Origin of the sequence: Streptomyces sp. R-74717 (assembly GCF_047305335.1) — a bacterium.
GTDB classification, from domain to species: domain Bacteria; phylum Actinomycetota; class Actinomycetes; order Streptomycetales; family Streptomycetaceae; genus Streptomyces; species Streptomyces atratus.
The window spans coordinates 9720917-9739154 of sequence record NZ_CP102361.1; the positions used below are offsets into that span (position 1 = coordinate 9720917).

The 18238-nt window shown below is 68.9% G+C and carries 20 protein-coding genes; 11 read left to right on the plus strand and 9 right to left on the minus strand.

What is annotated here, in order from left to right:
• Window positions 1–66 precede the first annotated feature (66 nt).
• The 4 genes from NRF20_RS44230 (at window position 67) to NRF20_RS44245 (ending at window position 3762) form a co-directional block, all read left to right on the plus strand.
• Window positions 67–786: a GntR family transcriptional regulator gene (locus NRF20_RS44230; protein WP_413754379.1), complete on the plus strand. Its 720-nt coding sequence runs from the start codon at window positions 67–69 to the stop codon at window positions 784–786.
• A 119-nt stretch (window positions 787–905) separates the two neighbouring features.
• A complete protein-coding gene (locus NRF20_RS44235; protein ID WP_413754692.1) occupies window positions 906–1757 on the plus strand; it encodes a fumarylacetoacetate hydrolase family protein in 852 nt (283 codons plus the stop codon).
• The gene (locus tag NRF20_RS44240) at window positions 1754–2788 is read left to right on the plus strand and encodes a mannonate dehydratase (RefSeq protein WP_413754380.1); all 1035 of its coding nucleotides are present in this window, start codon (window positions 1754–1756) and stop codon (window positions 2786–2788) included. Before NRF20_RS44235 ends, NRF20_RS44240 begins: the two co-directional genes overlap by 4 nt.
• A gap of 254 nt (window positions 2789–3042) precedes the next feature.
• A complete protein-coding gene (locus tag NRF20_RS44245) occupies window positions 3043–3762 on the plus strand; it encodes a GntR family transcriptional regulator (RefSeq protein ID WP_413754381.1) in 720 nt (239 codons plus the stop codon).
• A gap of 10 nt (window positions 3763–3772) precedes the next feature.
• On the opposite strand, the gene NRF20_RS44250 is transcribed toward NRF20_RS44245, so the two are convergent.
• Together NRF20_RS44250 and NRF20_RS44255 are read right to left on the minus strand one after the other, a co-directional pair.
• Entirely contained in the window at window positions 3773–4561 is a 789-nt protein-coding gene (locus NRF20_RS44250) for a transposase (protein WP_413754382.1), read from the minus strand.
• 24 nt (window positions 4562–4585) lie between these two features.
• Complete coding sequence (locus tag NRF20_RS44255) at window positions 4586–5311, minus strand: transposase domain-containing protein (RefSeq protein WP_413754383.1); 726 nt, start codon at window positions 5309–5311, stop codon at window positions 4586–4588.
• 601 nt (window positions 5312–5912) lie between these two features.
• Here NRF20_RS44255 and NRF20_RS44260 point away from each other — a divergent pair.
• Together NRF20_RS44260 and NRF20_RS44265 are read left to right on the plus strand one after the other, a co-directional pair.
• Window positions 5913–6269 carry a hypothetical protein gene (locus NRF20_RS44260; protein WP_398635026.1) on the plus strand — a complete coding sequence of 119 codons (357 nt, stop codon included), beginning with the start codon at window positions 5913–5915 and terminating at the stop codon, window positions 6267–6269.
• Window positions 6270–6726: 457 nt separating this feature from the next.
• Window positions 6727–6993: a hypothetical protein gene (locus NRF20_RS44265; protein ID WP_398635027.1), complete on the plus strand. Its 267-nt coding sequence runs from the start codon at window positions 6727–6729 to the stop codon at window positions 6991–6993.
• A gap of 39 nt (window positions 6994–7032) precedes the next feature.
• Here the strand turns inward: NRF20_RS44265 and NRF20_RS44270 are convergent, their stop codons facing one another.
• The 3 genes from NRF20_RS44270 to NRF20_RS44280 all read right to left on the minus strand — a co-directional run bounded on the left by NRF20_RS44270 (window position 7033) and on the right by NRF20_RS44280 (window position 9352).
• Window positions 7033–7242, minus strand: coding sequence for a hypothetical protein (locus NRF20_RS44270; RefSeq protein ID WP_398635028.1), 210 nt, complete (start codon window positions 7240–7242; stop codon window positions 7033–7035).
• Window positions 7243–7873: 631 nt separating this feature from the next.
• Window positions 7874–8521 (minus strand): hypothetical protein, encoded by a 648-nt coding sequence (locus NRF20_RS44275; protein ID WP_398635029.1) that lies wholly within the window; start codon window positions 8519–8521, stop codon window positions 7874–7876.
• A 357-nt stretch (window positions 8522–8878) separates the two neighbouring features.
• Entirely contained in the window at window positions 8879–9352 is a 474-nt protein-coding gene (locus NRF20_RS44280) for a hypothetical protein (protein ID WP_398635030.1), read from the minus strand.
• A gap of 964 nt (window positions 9353–10316) precedes the next feature.
• Between NRF20_RS44280 and NRF20_RS44285 the strand changes: the two genes are divergently transcribed.
• From NRF20_RS44285 to NRF20_RS44305, 5 genes are all read left to right on the plus strand, one after another.
• On the plus strand, window positions 10317–12107 hold the full coding sequence (locus NRF20_RS44285; RefSeq protein WP_413754384.1) for an ATP-binding protein: 1791 nt from the start codon (window positions 10317–10319) through the stop codon (window positions 12105–12107).
• Between the two features lie 120 nt (window positions 12108–12227).
• Window positions 12228–12647, plus strand: a complete 420-nt coding sequence (locus NRF20_RS44290; protein ID WP_398635032.1) for a roadblock/LC7 domain-containing protein — start codon at window positions 12228–12230, stop codon at window positions 12645–12647.
• On the plus strand, window positions 12644–13000 hold the full coding sequence (locus tag NRF20_RS44295) for a DUF742 domain-containing protein (RefSeq protein WP_398635033.1): 357 nt from the start codon (window positions 12644–12646) through the stop codon (window positions 12998–13000). The genes NRF20_RS44290 and NRF20_RS44295 overlap by 4 nt, the downstream gene beginning before the upstream one ends.
• Window positions 12981–13598, plus strand: a complete 618-nt coding sequence (locus NRF20_RS44300; RefSeq protein ID WP_398635034.1) for a GTP-binding protein — start codon at window positions 12981–12983, stop codon at window positions 13596–13598. Before NRF20_RS44295 ends, NRF20_RS44300 begins: the two co-directional genes overlap by 20 nt.
• A complete protein-coding gene (locus NRF20_RS44305) occupies window positions 13595–14851 on the plus strand; it encodes a cytochrome P450 (RefSeq protein WP_398635035.1) in 1257 nt (418 codons plus the stop codon). The genes NRF20_RS44300 and NRF20_RS44305 overlap by 4 nt, the downstream gene beginning before the upstream one ends.
• A 125-nt stretch (window positions 14852–14976) precedes the next feature.
• Here NRF20_RS44305 and NRF20_RS44310 read toward each other — a convergent pair whose 3' ends face one another.
• From NRF20_RS44310 to NRF20_RS44325, 4 genes are all read right to left on the minus strand, one after another.
• Complete coding sequence (locus NRF20_RS44310) at window positions 14977–16206, minus strand: cytochrome P450 (RefSeq protein WP_398635036.1); 1230 nt, start codon at window positions 16204–16206, stop codon at window positions 14977–14979.
• Window positions 16207–16426: 220 nt separating this feature from the next.
• Window positions 16427–16618: a hypothetical protein gene (locus NRF20_RS44315; protein ID WP_413754385.1), complete on the minus strand. Its 192-nt coding sequence runs from the start codon at window positions 16616–16618 to the stop codon at window positions 16427–16429.
• 198 nt (window positions 16619–16816) lie between these two features.
• Complete coding sequence (locus tag NRF20_RS44320) at window positions 16817–17647, minus strand: transposase family protein (RefSeq protein WP_413751748.1); 831 nt, start codon at window positions 17645–17647, stop codon at window positions 16817–16819.
• 78 nt (window positions 17648–17725) lie between these two features.
• Window positions 17726–18220, minus strand: a complete 495-nt coding sequence (locus NRF20_RS44325; RefSeq protein ID WP_413754293.1) for a hypothetical protein — start codon at window positions 18218–18220, stop codon at window positions 17726–17728.
• Window positions 18221–18238 lie beyond the last annotated feature (18 nt).

Below are 18238 nucleotides of genomic sequence, written 5' to 3' on the forward strand. Positions count from 1 at the left end.
CCCGGGACTGCCTGGCGGTGACTCGGATGCTTGCATACAAGTTCTTCAGTATGCAAGGATCATGTCGTGAAATCGGATCGAAACCTCCGAGGCGGCCCGCCAGCCCTCGCATCGGTGGGGCGGCTGCGTGTTCGCCAGCGCACTTCCGACCGGGTGTACGAGGAGTTGGCCGCGGCCATCCGTGACTTGCGGATCGAGCCGGGTGCGTCGTTGTCGGAGACGGATCTGGCCGAGCAGTTGCAGGTCAGCCGTACGCCGCTGCGCGAGGCCATTGCGCGGCTGGTGGACGGCGGTCTCGTTTCGGTCGTGCCTCAGGTGGGCACCCGGGTGGAGCCGATCCGGCTGCACGACGTGGAGCAGGCGCGCTTCGTCCGCGAGAGTCTGGAACTGGCCGCGTTCGCTGCGGCTTGCGAGAAGCCGGAGCGGGACGTCACCGGGCTGCGCATCCTCCTCGCTGAACAGGAACGCTGTCACGAGGCCCACGACCTCGGCGGTTTCTTCGCCGCCGATGAGGCGCTCCACCGGCAGATCTTCGAAATGAGCGGCTATCCGGGCGCCTGGCAGCTGATGCAGCCGATGAAGATGCACCTGGACCGGTTCCGGCGGCTCAGCCTGCCCGACCCCGAGACGGTGCGGGTCCTCATCGACGAGCACACGGCGATCGTGGACGCGCTGGAGTCCGGCGACGCGGTACACGGCCACGCCCACATCAGCAGACACGCCCGCAGAGTGCTGGAGACCGCCCCCGGCCTCCAGGTCCGGAATCCCGGGTACTTCGCCGGATGAGCAGGACAGGCCGGACCGACGACGCCGACCGCCGACCGCCGACGCCGACCGCCGACGCCGACCGCCGACGGTGGGCTCCGCACCGGGCCGGCCTTTCCTTCTCTGCGGAATGGACCATCATGAAACTCCTGCGCATCGGCCCGCCCGGCGCCGAGACGCCGGTCGCGGCCACCCCGGACGGCGAGTACCACGACCTGCGCTCCGTCGCCGCCGACATCGACGGCGCCTTCCTCGGCAGCGGCGGAGTGGGACGCGCCCGCGCCGCGCTCGCGGCCGGCGCATTGCCGCCCTTCGACGTCACCGGCCTGCGCATCAGCCCGCCCCTGGCCCGCCTCGGCGTCGTGCTGTGCGGCGGCCTGAACTACGCCGCCCACGTCGCCGAGTCCGGATCGCCTCCGCCGGAGCACCCGGTGGTGTTCCACAAGGCCCCCAACACTGTCGTCGGCCCGTACGACGACCTCCTGCTCCCGCACGGATCGGACCGGACCGACTGGGAGGTCGAACTCGCCGTCGTGATCGGCCGGAAGGCCTGCTATCCGGAGTCACCCGAGCAGTCGCTCGCCTGCATCGGGGGATACACCGTCTCCAACGACGTCTCGGAGCACCGGCTCCAGTTGGAGACCAGCGGCGGCCAGCGGTCCAAGGGTAAGAGCTGCGAGACGTTCAACCCGTTGGGCCCCTGGCTGCTGACGCCCGACGAGGCCCCCGATGCCCAGGCGCTCGGGCTGCGGTCCTGGGCCAACGGCGAGCCCCGGCAGTCCTCCTCGGCGTCGGACATGATCTTCGATGTCGCCACGCTGATCCACCCGCTCAGCCGGGTCAGGGTCCTGGAGCCCGGTGGCATCGTCAACACCGGCACCCTCGAGGGCGTCGCGCTCTCCGCGCGGTTCCCCCATCTCACCGAAGGCGACCTCGTCGAGGTCGAAATCGACGGCCTCGGCCGGCAGACCCAGAAAGCGGTACGAGCATGACGCTGAGGCTTTCCCTCGGTCACATCGACGTCTACGACGACAGGACGGCGACCTTCGCCCATCAGCTCGGGCTCACCGGCGTCCAGTTCCACACCCCCAACCTGCTGCCCGGCGAGGCGGGTTACTGGAGCCTGGAGGAGCTGCGGGCGCTGCGCGAGCGCTGCGACGCCGACGGGCTGCGGATCGACGGCCTGGAGAACGTCCCGCTGGCCCACTTCTGGAAAGTTCAGCGGGGCCTTCCCGGGCGGGACGAACAGATCGAGAACTACCGCACGACCGTCCGGAACATGGGCGTGGTCGGCATAGACATGCTCGGCTACAACTGGCTGCCGACGTTCGTGTGGCGTACCGACATGGACGTGGCCGGCCGCGGCGGCGCCAAGGTCACCTCCTTCGACCTGGCAGGCATCGGCGCCGGCAACGCGCTCGCCTCCTACCGGCTTTCGCCCACCGAGCTGCTGTCCGAGCCGATCACGGCCGAGCAGATGTGGGCCAACCACCAGTACTTCCTCGACGCCGTCCTGCCCGTCGCCGAGGAAGCCGGGGTGCGGCTGGCACTGCACCCGGACGATCCGCCGGTGGATGAGCCGCTGGGCGGCGCGGCGCGCATCTTCAACTCGCCGGCCTCGCTGGCCGCAGCGCGCGAGCAGGCGAAGGGAAGTCCGGCCTGGGGACTGGACTTCTGCCTCGGCACGGTCTCCGAGATGGGCGGTGAGGGCGCCGTCAACGAGGTCATCGACACGCTCGGTCCGCTCGGTGCGATCTCCTACGTCCATTTCCGGGACGTCCAGGGAACCGTTCCGTCCTTCCGTGAGTGCTTCCTCGGCGAGGGAAACTACAACCCCGCCCGTGTCATACGCCGCCTCCACGACGTGGGATTCGACGGCTTCATCATCGACGACCATGTGCCGGCCATGGTCGGCGACCCCGACACCTGGCTCGACATTTCCTCTGGCGCCTACTGCAGCCGCGGCCGCGCCCACGCGATCGGCTATCTCCAGGGCGTCCTCAACGCCCTTGGCCTCGACTGACGCGCGATTTCCCCCGGAAATTCCAGCGGAAAGCCCCGGACGTGCACGCGAAAAGATCGTGTGCACGTCCGGCGCTTCCGCAGTTCGGTGGCAGGAATTCTCCGGGAGAATTTGGGGGTCTTACCCGCGACTGCGAGAGCTGGGGAACCGGTCCGGACGCGGCAGCTCTCCAGGGCCGCGTCCAGACCGGCCGGGCGCCCTCAGCCCACAGGGATACTTGCATACAAGTGGGCCGACGTGCGATGATGACCGACGTGAAGTTGGAGCATAGTCGTCTGAACGCGGTGTCGGCCCTCGCATCGGTGGGGCGGCTGCGTGTTCGCCAGCGCACTTCCGACCGGGTGTACGAGGAGTTGGCCGCGGCCATCCGTGACTTGCGGATCGAGCCGGGTGCGTCGTTGTCGGAGACGGATCTGGCCGAGCAGTTGCAGGTCAGCCGTACGCCGCTGCGCGAGGCCATTGCGCGGCTGGTGGACGGCGGTCTCGTTTCGGTCGTGCCTCAGGTGGGCACCCGGGTGGAGCCGATCCGGCTGCACGACGTGGAGCAGGCGCGCTTCGTCCGCGAGAGTCTGGAACTGGCCGCGTTCGCTGCGGCTTGCGAGAAGCCGGAGCGGGACGTCACCGGGCTGCGCATCCTCCTCGCCGAACAGGAACGCTGTCACGAGGCCCACGACCTCGGCGGTTTCTTCGCCGCCGATGAGGCGCTCCACCGGCAGATCTTCGAAATGAGCGGCTATCCGGGCGCCTGGCAGCTGATGCAGCCGATGAAGATGCACCTGGACCGGTTCCGGCGGCTCAGCCTGCCCGACCCCGAGACGGTGCGGGTCCTCATCGACGAGCACACGGCGATCGTGGACGCGCTGGAGTCCGGCGACGCGGTACACGGCCACGCCCACATCAGCAGACACGCCCGCAGAGTGCTGGAGACCGCCCCCGGCCTCCAGGCCCGGTATCCCCACTACTTCGCGGACTAGCCTCGGGCTTTCACGAGGGGCGCTGTCCGGTAGGTGATCGAGAAAGCAGAAAGTGCCTTCTGAGCTGCAATGCTGGTGAGTTAACGCGTCGGTGCAGGTCAGGTGGGGTGCTTGGTGACTTTGAGTGTGTAGCGGACGTTGCTGGGAGTGCGGGGCTGGTCCCGTTTTCTGACCTCGAAGGTGTTCTTGGGCGGCTTCTTGATGCGCTGACACTGCGGTTGTGCCGGGGCGGTAGGAGGGCGGCCAAGAGCTCTGTGGTGACTTCGCGGCGGGCGGTGTCCAGCGTGGTGACGTCGGCTGCGGCCTGGGCGGCGACGGCCAGCCGGGCGAGTTGCACCGTGACGGTGAAGGAGATCCGGTCAGGATCGGTCCCGCCGTGTTCTGCCGCGCGCGTCTGCAGTGCGCATAGTGCCTGGTAGACGGTGAGGAGGGCGTAGATCTGCTGGTAGATCAGCTCAGGCGCCTTGGAGCGCAGGATGAATCCGGCGCCGCGCAGGTGGTTCTTCAGTTCCGCGAATCCGTTTTCGATCTCCCACCGCTGGTGATATGCCCTCGCCAGCTGGTGGGCCGGGGCGAGGCGGTGGTCCAGCAGGCTGGTGACCAGCCGGAACGTCTCGGTGCGGGGTGGGCCGGCCTGCGGGTGGATGGTCACGGTGTACTCGATGATCCGTACCAGGTGTCCCCGGGGCGGCTCGGTCAGGGTGCGTCCGGCCGCGCGGGCCTGGCCGTGGCGGATGTTCTCCGCGGGCGTGCGCATGATGGACAGGTAGGACCCGTCGGACATGACCCGCAGCGGCACGAAGACCAGGTTCTTCTTGATCTGTCAGGCCAGGTGGGCGCCGGTGGCGCGGGCCAGGCCCCACAGTTCGTATCCGGCGAAGTTGCGGTCGGCCAGTAGTGGCATGTCCGGCCGCAGGGAAGCCAGTAGTTGGCGGGCGAGCCGCTGCTCGCTGAACCTGGCCATGGCGTCGAAGGCCGCGTCGGCCAGGGCGTGGGTGCCGGTTTCGGTCAGCGCCATCAGACGGACCTGCGGGTGTCCGCTCTGATTGACGCCGCCTTTGCCGGTGAACCCGAACTCCCGTGCATTGGCAGTGGTGTCGGGGACGTCCAGTGCGGTGCCGTCCCAGGCAACCAGCCGAAGCCCGAACGCGAACGCGCCCGAGGTCGCCGTCGTGGCCAGCGTGCCGCAGCGCCGCTCGAACAGTATCTGCAACGGCTTGGCGCCCAGCCGCTGCCGGGCCCGGGTCAGGGCCGAACTCGTAGCCAGGCGCTGCACGCACACGCCCGGCAGGTGTCGCAGCTTCTCCGTCAACGTGCGCAGAACCGACCGGTATCCCGGCGGCCCGGCGCTGTCGGAACTGCTGAACAGGCACAGGGCCAGGACAAAGTAGACCACGGTGCGGGCCGGCACCAGACGGCGGCGGTACTCGGTGCGGCCACTGTGCTCCACGACCTCGTCCACCAGCTTGGGAGTGATCTCCTCTGTGAGTACGCCAAGACGGACGTGCTCACCGAAACGCTGGCCCGGCGCCACCGGTGCGACGTGCAACAGGCCATCCTGGCCTGCAAAGTTGGTGGACGACGGGCAGGCAATAACACCCTGAGCGCCCAACGGAATTTTCTTGCGGACAGTCGGATCTTGGTCGATCTTCTCTCCTACCGGGAGCTCCGTTGCCGCGTCCTAGCCTTCGAGTCAGCGTCACCGGAAGTGACGAACCACAGAACGCAACCAGAGGAAAAACCCGCCTCAACTCACCATCGGCAAGCCTCTGATCAGCACGCACTCGCTAACTCACTGGCATTGCAGTTCAGAAGGCACTTCCCGCGCCGAGTACGAGGATGTCTCCGCAGCGGACCGTGAGCGCCTCGCCCACATCGCCCGCTCGGCCACCGAGGAGCTCATCGACCGGATCGGCTGCCAGAGCCAGCTGCCCGCCCTGCCTGACAACCAGTTGGCGTCCGTGCCGTCTGACCTCCGCCCCGCGCAGGCGAGGGACGGTTCATGCCGCTGGTTTGCCCGACACATCGAGGAGCGAGGGCAAGGCCGGCTGCCCGACCGTGCCCTCGCGGCACCTGCCCTGGACGCGTCCCCCATCGAAAGCTGCCTTCTAGCGGTCAGCCCCGACCAGGTGGGCCGTATCGTCGACGGCTTGCACGACGACGAACACGATTACGCACGCAGTGCGCTCACTCACTCACCGTGGTGGCTACGCACCGCCTCCTACTTCGACGCAGAGGCGCGCACGGTGGGATACGACGCCAGTGGCGGCGAAGACAAGATCATCACAGCGGGAACGGCCGGACACGCAAGCGGCGCGTGGTGGGCCTCCTCCATCTGCGACGGCAAGCCCGCCCTGCACACCCTCAGCTCCAGCTACACCTATGACAACGTGCTCGGCCCCCGGACGCTGTCGGCCCTGTTCCGCGCGTACGTTGACGACATCACGAAGCGGCGCGGCTGTACCCACGTGACGTACCCGGACACGAAGGACTTCCGTGCCCCCTGAGCGCCACCCCGTACTGAGCACGTCATCCGGCGGATGATGCCAACTCGAATGCCCAGTCACAGCGAGAGTCACTCGAACGGCGTCGAGCTGTCCGTGCTGCTGCGGCTTCTTCGGAGGTCATTCGGGGCGCCCAACCGAAGTCGATGTGAACTGGGTGATTACATCAACGCTCTCGCCGTTTGCTTTATTTGTGCAAATCTACGTTGAGTGATGAACCCATTCGCGTGCTCGCTGGTGAGGGCGGTGGCGTTTTGGGAGGCGCAGGGTGGCTAGAGGCGCTGGGTAAGCGATGGTGAACATGTATGCGTCACTATGGTTTCGTTCTCGGTAATTTTTCTTCAGTTGCCGCTGCACACATCCGTCCTGGCAGACGTCGTTGTGGATGGAGGCGCACGACGGCGCACTCCCGGACCCACCCCATAGGGCCTGGTGGTTCACAAGGAAGGGGCCATCGTCTGTGACCAGCCAACTCGCCGGTGACCTGATGATCCTGGCCGTCACACTCCGGGTCTTCGGCCGTGGCGCCGTCGTTCTCCTGCGCCGCCTCGCGGCCGGGTGTGAGCTTGTGAGCGCGGGTGGCTGTGAAGCCGGTGACGACCACGTTGCTTCTCTCGGGGTTGTGGGACGTGTGAGCCCGGAGGACGTCACGGTTGCCCAGCTCAGCGGCATGCACCGGTGGGTGTCGGGTGCGCGACAGGTGCCGCGGACCGAGGCGGCGGCCTGATTGGGGCGCATGACGATATGAACATCCGCAGGCTGCACGTCAGTTGCAGTCGACGCTGTGCAATCCGTCCATGACCGGATTGCCTTCAGTACCCCTGACCAGCAGGGTGCCGCCGTCCCGGCTCCAGCTCAGCTCGTACGTGCCCGCGGCAATGGGGCGGTAGCCGTCATCGGCCTGCCAGGAACCCGACGGCCGCCAGGCAATGCCGGTCGGGCCCACCGCGTACATCTCGCCGCTGCCGGCGGACAAGAACGACGTCTCCCGCACAACGGCTGTGCAACCGTGCGGGCCTGTGGGGTGAAGAACGTGGTAATCCGAACTGAGGTCGCCTAACACGCCGAACGCACTGCCCAGTGCGGCTACGGCCGCCAGCGGGCCACGTATGAATCGTGGCAGAGTCACACGATGCGGTGTCGTCCGGTCAGCCTCCGACCGGCGCCGTGCGGCAGCGACTCGCATAAGGACCAGCGACACGAAGAGCAGGGTTGCGCTCACTGCCCAACTGGGGGTCACGTGCCCAAGGACGATGAGCAACACGCTGCTCCAGCACGCAGCGATGGCGAGGAGCAGGAACCCCGTGGCGATGACCGGGTACAGGGCTGATCGCGTCACTCGGCTGGTACGACATTGCTCCGTTTCCATCAGCGCACCATATGGCCTCGCCAACTGGGCTTGGTGTGGAGCGTGGACAGGATCACGATGCCGCTGACCAGCTCGGTCCGTGTCACGCGGTCACAGCAGGGCGCCGCCGACGGGCCGATCACCACCGAGTGCTTCGTGAGTAGCTGGCGGCCTCAGCGGTGAGCGTCGGCGCCTCCCGGTCAAGTACGAGTTCAGCGCCCTGCCTTCGGACGGACGACGAGGGCTCAGTCACAGGCTCTCAGCGGTTGACCTGCGCCATCAGTTCACGATTCGCAGCGCGGGCGGCTTCAAGGTCCTCGTCCCGTTCGGCGAGTTTGCCGCGGAGGTCGAGGATCTGCTGTTCCAGCTCGGTGGTGCGGCGCGTGAGCGTCTCGACGTCGGCCGGGGCGCCGAGGCCGGAGGCTTTCCAGGCTGTCTGGCCCAGGGCCTCGGACAGGCGCCGTTCGAGCCGGGTGATGTGCGCGACCAGTCGTCCGTTGCGGGCCGTGAGGTTCGCGACGTCGGCCGGGGCGCCGAGGCCGGAGGCTTTCCAGGCTGTCTGGCCCAGGGCCTCGGACAGGCGCCGTTCGAGCCGGGTGATGTGCGCGACCAGTCGTCCGTTGCGGGCCGTGAGGTTCGCGACGTCGGCCAGCAGCGACTTGCGGCTGACCTGCGTTCCGGCGGTCGTGCCGGGCAGGGGCTGGCCCGCGCGGGCGATGACGGCCGCGTGAAAGTCTCCGTGGCGGTGAATCAGGCTGCGGTGGACGCCAGCGGCGCGGGCGACCGACGAGACGCTGGTCTCCTCCCCAGCAGCGGTCAGTTGGTCGAGGGCTTTGAGTACCCGGTTTCGTCGGCGGTCGGAGTCCGCGGCCCGCGCTCGGGTCAGGTGATCCGGTGATGCGCTCACGCGTCACGCTCCGGACGGAAGAGTTGATCAAGGTGTGATGGCCATCACGCAGCTGTGTTGATCACGAACAGTCGGTCATCAACACCGTCGTGGTGGCGAGCGTTGTAGGCCGCCGCCCTCGGAGGCGGGCGTTCCTCGTCCGGGTGATGGCTGTTGGGTCAGATGGTGCCCCGGCTCAGGCCGGGGTGAGGCTTGAGCCATGTCTGAAGCGAGGACTGGGGGCAGCGTTCCCAACCCGTTTGAGTGGTGCGGGAAGCCGCGGCCCGAGAGCCTGGGCATGAAGCCCGGGTGGCAGCCCGCTTCGCACCGCGCCGGACGCGGTTACGCGCTACCTGGGCTGATGTCTCGAACTCGCGGTCAACTCGGCGACGGCGACGGACCGAGATCGTTGAAGAAGCAGGCGTCGGAGATCTCGGTCAGGTGCTCGAGCTTGTCCTTCGTCACGGCCTGCCGATACGTCTCGGAGTCATCAGCACGAAGCGCCTTGAGGGCCTTCTCTGCAGTGTCGATGTCGTTCTGGAGCGCGGTCTTGAGCGCCGGACGAACCGCCTTGGCCAGATTGGCTTTCTGAAGGTCCACGATCTCGGTCAGGGTGTTCTCGGTCGGCGGAAGCGGCACCGTTCCGCCGAGCGGGACCTGGTTCCACTTTTCCAAGACGTCAGTCTGGTTCTCGCACCCCGGCGGCATCCCCTGCCCCTTCGCGCCGGACTGCTCCGCAGCGGGTGCCGTGTGGTCCGCTGCCGTGCCGGATGAACCGGCCTGCGGGGCCCGAGTTCCATCTCCTGATGTGGCCACGACAATGACAACCGCGGCAATCGCTGCAGCGAACACTGCGCCACCTGCGACAAGCATCTTGCGATTCCGCGGCACGCCAGGACCGGACCGTGACTGGTCGTCGGAGGCGGGCAAGCGGCCAGCACAGCCATGTCGCGGACGTGCGTGTAGTACCTGGTCGCGTACTCGTCGTCGATCGCCGGGAGAACCTTCTCGAACACCGCCGTCAGCCGGATCAAGCTTTCACCGCGCTGTTCGTCGAGCGGGCCTTTGAGAACACCCAGGGCGTAGCCGTAGGCGTCCGCATCAAGCATCACCATGTCCTGGTCCTCGATGTCCAGGCCGCGGAAGCTTGGCGGGAACGGCATGGCCATGTGCTCGGCCATCGCCTGCGAGAGCGCTTCGAGCTTCTCTTCGAACATGCACAAGATCCTGCCGGATCCCACCCGGCGAACCAATGCGGTCAGGGCGCCAGATGGATGGCCGTCGCCCCGGGCTCCGCGAGGAACCCGGGGAACAGAACCCGGCGTACAGCCCGACTCGTCTGCCGCTCACCTCGCCCGGGGCGTGCCGTCCTTCCGCTGACCGGGGTTCACCTCAGTCGCTGCCACCCTCGCCGGGTGTCCCAACAGCCCTGGAAGTTGGGTGGGTTCGGCTTCGGCCTGCATGTGGTTGGCTGGAAAGTGGTTGTTGGTGTTCGGAGTTGACGTGTGGACGGCGTTCACTTTTACAATTTTGACACTTCTTCAACGCATTCGGCAGCCTGCCCCTGTGCGTCAGCCGGGCTGAGGGACGTCATCTCCTTTATCACGAACAGGCGTTCAGGCGGTTGGTTCACGACGAACTTGGGTCACCGGCGGACTGTGCAGCTAGTCAGATCTTCTCGGGCGGCAGTGTGGCTAGCATGAGCAGGTAACCGGTCGGAAGATCGTCGTCCTCTTGACGACCCCATTTCCGACCTGCGGCCGCGGTGAGTCGGCTGCCCCGTTTCTTCTGATCTCATGGACCGAGGGACCGCGGAATGTCAGTGCCTGCACCGCTCAGTCAGCACCGGCCGGCGAAGGCGCCGCGCACCTCGCCGACCACGCCCCTGGTCATGCTGTTGGTGAGTGCCGCGGCCGGCGGCGTGGCCGTCGCCCTGGCGCCGTCCGGCGCCCGCACCTGGGTGCTGACCGTGGCGGCGGTCGCCTGGGTGTGCGTGGCCGCGGCCGTCCTCGTCAGCCACCGGCTCGTCCAGCGGGCCCGGCGCACGGCCGCCGCGCAGACCTCCGAGACCGGCCGTCTCAAGGCGCAGTCGGCGCAGCTGTCGGCGGAGACCGCGCATCTGGTCAACGTGACGCTGCCCGCCGTGGCCAAGCAACTGCGGGACGGCACGAGCGCGGCCGACGCGCTGAGCAGCGTGCCCCCGCCGTCCGACCCGCAGCTGGGCCGGATCGTGCACACCTTCGCCGCCGCCGTCGAGGAAGGCGTGCAGCACGCGGCCGCCCTGGACGGCGAGCGCCGGCAGGCCCAGTACGGGCTGAACGAGGCGGCCGCCGCGCTGGAGCGGCTGGCGCAGGAGACCCTGCCTGCCGCGGTTGCCCGGCTGCGCGAGGGCCAGTCTGCCGACACGGTGCTCGCCGAACTCGACCTGCCGCGGCTGCCCATGGTCCGCACCCCGACCGAGTCGTTCGTCCGCGAACTCGCCCACAGCGAGCGGCGCGCCGCCGCGGCACAGGCCGCCTCCGCCAGGGCGCTCAGCCGCGTCCAGGCCAAGTCCGTCAGCATGCTCGCCGACCTGCGGGACATGCAGGAACGACATGGCGAGGAGGTCTTCGGCGACCTGCTGAAGCTGGACCACAGCACCTCCCAGCTCGGCCTGATGACCGACCGGCTCGCGCTGCTCATGGGCGGCCGGTCCAGCCGCGCCTGGAACAAGCCGATCGTGATGGAGAGCATCCTGCGCGGCGCCGTCGGCCGAATCGCCGCCTACCAGCGGGTGCGCCTGCACTGCTCCACCACCGCCGCGATCTCCGGCTTCGCCGCCGAGGGCGTCATGCATCTGCTCGCCGAACTGATGGATAACGCCGCGAACTTCTCCCCGCCCATCGACGAGGTGCACGTCTACGTCGAGGACCGCAGCGCCGGCATGGTCGTCACCATCGAGGACAGCGGCCTGAAGATGGCCGACGCGGCCATGCGCCGCGCCGAGGAGGCGGTGTCCGGTCACATGACCGACCTCGCCTCGCTCCAGGGCACCCGGCTCGGCCTCGCCGTGGTCGGACGGCTCGCGGTGAAGTACGGCATCAGCGTCAACTACCGCCCCTCGTCGCGCGGCGGCACCGGCGTCGTCGTCCTGCTGCCCCAGCAACTGCTCGCTCAGCAGCGCGAGTCGGTGTCGCGCGGGCCGGACGGCCGCCCCGCCGCGGGGACCGCGCCCACGCCGGGCCCCGCCCCCGCCGCCTCGCCCGCCCCGGCTCCGGTGCCCGAGCCCACCTCGCGCCCCGGCGTCCCGGAGCGGCCCGCCGCCCGGCCGGAGCTGCCCGAACAGGGACAGCCCCGGCGCGCCACCGGCTCCACGCTGAACGGCCTGCCCGTCCGCGCCCCCGGCCGCACCATGGCCGAGGCGGAGCGGGAGCGCGAGCAGCGCCGGTCGGCGTCCGAGGCGGCATCCGGGGCCGCGTCCGAGGCGGCGGACGGAGACCGCCCGGAGCAGCGCCCGGCACGCGACGCGGGCGCACGGTTCGGCGCCTTCCACCGCGGGCGCCGGGCAGCGGGCGGCACCGCCGGGCCGGATGCCCGGCCCGAGTCCGAGCCGCCGGCCGCCCCGTAGCCGCCGACCCCTTTCCCGTACGGCGCCCGGGGCGTCGGCGCCCACGTCCCGCTCGAGTTCCTGAGATTGGAGGTACGGGCCGGTGACCGGTCAACCGGCACCACCGTCCCATCACCCATCATGCAGACCACCGAAAACAGCCTCACCTGGCTCCTCCAGAGCCTCCTGGAGCGCACCCCCGGCACCCGGCACGCTCTGGCCCTGTCCCGGGACGGCCTGAAGCTCTGCTGGACCGAACATCTGACGCTCGACCAGGGCGACCAGCTGGCGGCGATCTGCTCCGGCATGCAGGCCCTGGCCCAAGGCGCGTCCGTGGAGTTCGGCGACGGCACCGGCGGCGTCCGGCAGTCCATGACCGAGTTCCACGGCGGCCTGCTGTTCATCGTGGAGGCCGGCGAGGGAGCGCATCTGGCCGTCCTCGCCGAGGAGGATGCCGACCCCGGCGTGGTGGGCCATCAGATGACGGATCTGGTGGAGCAGATCGGCGAGCACCTGCGCGCCGAGCCCCGAGAGCCCGTTCCGGGGAGTGCCGCGTCGTGATACGCAAGCCCGTGGACACCGGTGACCCCGACCGGCTCTACACGGTCACGGCCGGCCGGAGCCGCGCCGACGACTCCTTCGACCTGGTCACCCTGATCGTCAGTGAGTGCCGGCCCACGGCGGGAATGCAGTCGGAGCACGCCCGGATCCTGGAGCTGTGCCGACACCCCACGGCTGTCGTCGAGATCGCCGCGGAGCTGAAACTGCCCATCACGGTGGTGCGGATCCTGCTCGGCGACCTGCTCGACATGGGCCGCATCACCGCCCGCCACCCGCGCGCGGCGCAGTCCGTCGCCTCGCTCCCCGATTCCGCCCTTCTCAAGGAGGTGCTCCATGGGCTCCGCAACCTCTGAGCTGCCCTCTCACCGCACGCCACTGGCCGACGCGGCGGAGACCGGCCTGAAGATCGTCATCGTGGGCGGTTTCGGTGTCGGCAAGACCACCCTGGTCCGCTCGGTGAGCGAGATCCGGCCGCTGAACACCGAGGAGGTGATGACGCAGGCCGGCGTCGGCGTCGACGAGACCAGTGCGGTCTCGACGAAGACGACCACGACGGTGGCGTTCGACTTCGGGCGGATCAGCCTCAACGAACGCATGGTGCTGTACCTGTTCGGCGCGCCGGGCCAGGAGCGCTTCTGGTTCCTGTGGGACAGGCTGTTCTCCGGAACGCTGGGTGCCGTGGTGCTCGTGGACACGCGCCGGATGAACGACTCCTGGTACGCGATAGACCGGCTGGAGCACCACAAGACGCCGTTCGTGGTGGCCGTCAATCGGTTCGACGACGAAACCCACCGGTACTCCCTGGAGGAGATCCGCCAGGCGCTCGCGCTGCCCGAGCACGTGCCGATGCTCGACTGCGACGCGCGGGTCCGGCAGTCCGGCAAGGACGTGCTGGTCACCCTCGTGGACCAACTGTACGAACTGGCGATGGCCCAGGAGGCGACACCATGACCGACCCCTCTTCCGCGCAACCGGCTCCGCCGGGCTGCCCCGCCCACACCGACGCGGTGCGCCTGGCGGGGCTCGAGTACCAGCAGACGCCGTCGCAGCTGTACCGCGCGATGCGCCGCGAGCACGGCGCGGTCGCGCCGGTGCTGCTCGACGGGGACATCCCGGCCTGGCTGGTGCTCGGCTATTCCGAGGTTACGTACGTGACCAGCCACGACGAGCTGTTCGCGCGGGACTCCCGGCGCTGGAACCAGTGGGAGAACATCCCGGCGGACTGGCCGCTGCTGCCGTACGTCGGCTACCAGCCGTCGGTGCTGTTCACCGAGGGCGACGAGCACCGGCGGCGGGCCGGAGTGATCACTCAGGCGCTGGAGGGCGTCGACCAGTTCGAGCTGGCGCGCAACTGCCAGCTGATCGCCGACCGGCTCATCGCCGACTTCGCGGGCAGCGGGCAGGCGGAGCTGATGACCGGATACGCGCATGCCCTGCCGATGCGGGCCGTGGTGCAGATGTGCGGGATGCCGACCTCGGGTGAGGACACCCAGCAGCTCGTCGAGGACCTGCGGATCTCGCTGGACGCGGCGGAGGGCGACGACCCGGTGGCGGCGTACGGGCGCGTGGGCGAGCGGCTGCGGCAGCTGGTGAAGGACAAGCGGGAAAGCCCCGGTCCGGACGTCACCTCGCGCATGCTGCTGGATCCGGCGGGACTGGCGGACGAGGCGATCGTCCAGGACTTGATCTCGGTGATCGCCGCGGCGCAGCAGCCGACCGCGAACTGGATCTGCAACACGCTGCGGCTGCTGCTGACGGACGAGCGGTTCGCGGTGAACGTGTCGGGCGGCCGGCTCAGTGTGGGCGAGGCGCTCAACGAGGCGCTGTGGCTGGACACGCCGACGCAGAACTTCATCGGGCGCTGGGCCGTTCGGGACACCCAGCTGGGCGGGCGGCAGATCCGGTCGGGCGACTGCCTGGTGCTGGGGCTGGCCGCAGCCAACACCGATCCGCAGATCTGGCCGGAGGCGCACGTGGGCGCGGAGAACGCCGCGCACCTGTCGTTCAGCAACGGCGAGCACCGCTGCCCCTATCCGGCACCGCTGCTGGCGGACGTGATGGCGCGGACGGCGGTCGAGACGCTGCTGGAGCGGCTGCCCGACCTGGTGCTGTCGGTGGAGCCGGAGACGCTGACCTGGCGTCCGTCGATCTGGATGCGGGGGCTGACGGCGCTGCCGGTGCAGTTCACGCCGGTGGTGCAGTAGGGCGGGCGCCCGATGACCCGGTAGGACGGGCGCCCGGTCGGCGCGGCACCCCGGCCCACCCGGTGGTGCGGCACATGGGCCCCTGGGCGGGGCCTATCACCTCGGCGGTGGTGCCGGTAAGGCGGTCAGGCGGCCGTCACGGGCGTGAACCGCACCGGCAGACGCTGCGGTCCGCGGGTGAAGACGCCTTCCTCGACCGGGTCGAAGCCGTCGGCGAGGCGTATGTCAGGCATGGCGTCCAGCAGCTGGCTGACGCCGATCTCGACCTCCGCCTTGGCGAGCAGCGCGCCGACGCAGAAGTGCCGGCCGAGCGCGAAGGCGAGGTGGTCGGCGGCGGCGGAGAAGGCGGTCGTGGTGGTCAGGTCGTCGCGGAAGATGTCGAAGCGGTCGGGGTCGCGGTAGCGGCTCTCGTCGCGGTTGGCGGCGCCTATCAGGCAGGTGACGGTGACGCCGGCGGGTATGGTGCCGCCGCTGAGCTTCACCTCGGTCGCGGACTGCCGCATGATCATGTGGACGGGCGGGGCGTACCGCAGGGTCTCGGCGAAGCCCCGCGGGATCAGGTCGCGGTCCGCGCGGACGGCGGCGAGCTGGTCGGGGTGGAGCAGCAGGTTCGCGAAGATGCTGGCGATCGCCTTGTCGGTGGTCTCGCCGCCGGCGGCGAGCAGCAGGCTGCAGAACGCCTTGATGTCCTCGTCGCTCATCCGCACACCGTCGACCTCGGCGGCGCACAGCGTGGACAGCAGGTCGTCGCCCAGGTTCTCGCGGCGTTCCCGGATGATCGGCAGCATGTACTCGGCGAACTCGACACGGGTCCGCTCGCCCGCCGCGGCCACCTCGGGGTCACCCGAGAGGTTGCCGAGGAAGGCGATGACGGACGTGTACCAACGGTGGAAGCGCGCGTGGTCCGCCTTGTCGAGGCCCAGCATGTCGGCGATCACGTTGACCGGGAAGCGGGTGGCGTAGTCGTTGACCAGGTCGGCGGAGCCGGAGTTCCGGAAGGCGTCGATCAGTTCGCGCGAGTTGCGCTCGATGACGGGAAGGAACTTCTCCTGGAGGTCGGCGCCGCGGAAGGCAGGGGCGACGAGGGCGCGGCGCACGGCGTGCTCACGGCCGCTGAGCTGGAGGATCGTCTTGCCGTGCACGGGCTCGATCTGCCAGTCGTAGTTGTCGGTGGTGAACTCGCCGTTCTTGTCCTTGAAGACGCGCTCGACATCCTCGTAGCGCGAGACGATGTAACTTTGCGTGGCCTCGTGCCAGATGAGGGGCGCGGTGTCGCGCATCAGACGGTACGCCGGGTAGGGGTCCGCGGCGAACTCGGGCGAGAGGATGTCGGGCACCTGCTGTGCGGTGGACATGGGGCTCCCTCAAGGTCAGTGACTGGCTTACGACACAAGGTAATTGATCAATAGTCAACCGAGACAGCCCCCACCGCCCCCGGCTGCCCCACCAGTAACCGTTGGCTGAAAATCGCCACTTGAACTTGGCCAAAGCAGCCATGGCGTCGTATCGGCCCATGCCTGCATGCCTGTTTGCCTGCACCTCGGGGGCGGCAGCGTCCGCCGTGGACAGCGGGGCTCAATCGCCCGACGCCGCCCGGCTTTCGAGCATGTGCCTTTCGGCCGGTCCATGAAGCCCTGCTTGGTGCCCTGTTTGGTGCGTGGCGCAGTCGCTCGGGAGGTCGGTCAGGACCTGGTCGAGGTGTCGGCGCAGGGTGAGGGCGTCGTCGGTCAGGGCGGTGCGCAGGGTGGCGGTGGGGGAGAGGTGCATGACAGCCGCGTCGGCTTCGGCGGGTGCGGGTGCGGGTGCGGGGGCGGGTGCGGTCGGGTGGGTGCCGGACGACTGGTCGGGGTCGATGACCAGCAGTGAGGAAATTTCATCCTGATTTCGCTGGTCACGGGCCTGGTGTGAGCTTGTAGTGGGGTACTCGTGCTGGCCAGGACATGATCGGCAGAGGGAGATCGTCTGTCACCTCTGCACTTCGCTGTTCGCCAGGACGAGTAGGGCCCGCAGGAGGGTGGTCGCGTGGCGGGTGTTCATACGGACCTTGCTGAGGAATCGCCAGGTCTTCAGGTTTGCGAAGCCGTGCTCGACGGCGGCGCGTTCACGGCTGAGCAGGCGGTTGGCCTCCTTCTCGGCGTCGGTGAGCCGGTGGTTGCGGGTGGCCTTGCGGCCGGTGATGATCACCGGGTTGTCAGGGTCGTCGTCCAGGCCGACGAAGCCGAGGTCGGCCAGGGCCCCGAGTTTGGCCTCGCGGAGATGCTCGGTGAGCTTGCTGTGGCGGGCGGTGGTGATCTCGCTGGACCGCCCGGGCTTGGCCGCGGAGATCCAGATCAGGTTGCCCTTCTCGTCGGTGAGCGCAAGAAACAGCAGGCCATGGGACTTGTGTTTCCCGCTGTAGTTCTTGCGGTTCTCTGTCCCGGTGCGGCGGCGGGTGCGCACGAGAGTGCCGTCCAGCAGGACGACCACCCCGCCATCGTCGGCGATCTTCTTCAGGGCCCGGTCCAGGCGCGGGGCGCGGGCAGAGAGCAGGCCGATCACTTCGATCACCCATCGGCGCACGGTCGAGGCGGAGACGTCGTTGCCGCCGGCCATGTCCAGAAGGCGCTGGTCATGACGGAGAACGGCGAGCACGATGATCGCTTGGGTTCCCGGGGTGACCTTGCGCCAGCGGGTGCCCAGCCTCTTGCGCTGCTTGCGTATCAGGTCGGCGACGAGGTCGATGGTCGACTTCGACACCGGAAGGCGAACCTGGTAGACAGCATCCTGAGAGCCCTCGGCGGGCTGGTTGTTCTTCACAAAACACGCCAACTCCCGCCGGGGGCCCTCGCGTTGTGGCAGGAATCGGCCACTTTGCGGCCGGATGCCGGGCTGGTGTCAGCGCGGTCCGTAGCGGCCTGACGGGGTGCGGTGCAGCCAGCCCCGGTCCGCGAGCCGCCTCAGCTTGCCCCGCATCGCCTCGGTCTGCGCGGGCAGCACGCCCAGCCCCAGCTTCTCGCACACCTCTCGGGTCTTGACCGGCCCGTCGGATGCACCCGCGACCACCTGCACAATCCGCTGATAGTCGGCGGGCAGCACCTCTTCGCTCATCCCCTCGACGCGGTGCGGCACGAGCAGCATCCCGCCGGCTCCCGACGCTTGCGTCGCCGGCGGATCCGGCTCCACCGGATCCGGCTCCACCGGATCGGGCTCCACCACCGGATCGTCCCGCCTGCCGCCGTCCGTCGCCTCGGCGTACTGGCCGAACACCACCTCCGCGGCCTCCAGCCGGGCCACCTCGACATCGATCTCGGCGAGCTCCTTACGCAGCCGCTCGGCGCGGTCGGCCAGCAGGACCCGCCGTTCCACCGTCCATGTCAGTACATCCACCATGAACTTCCCCTCCCCGGG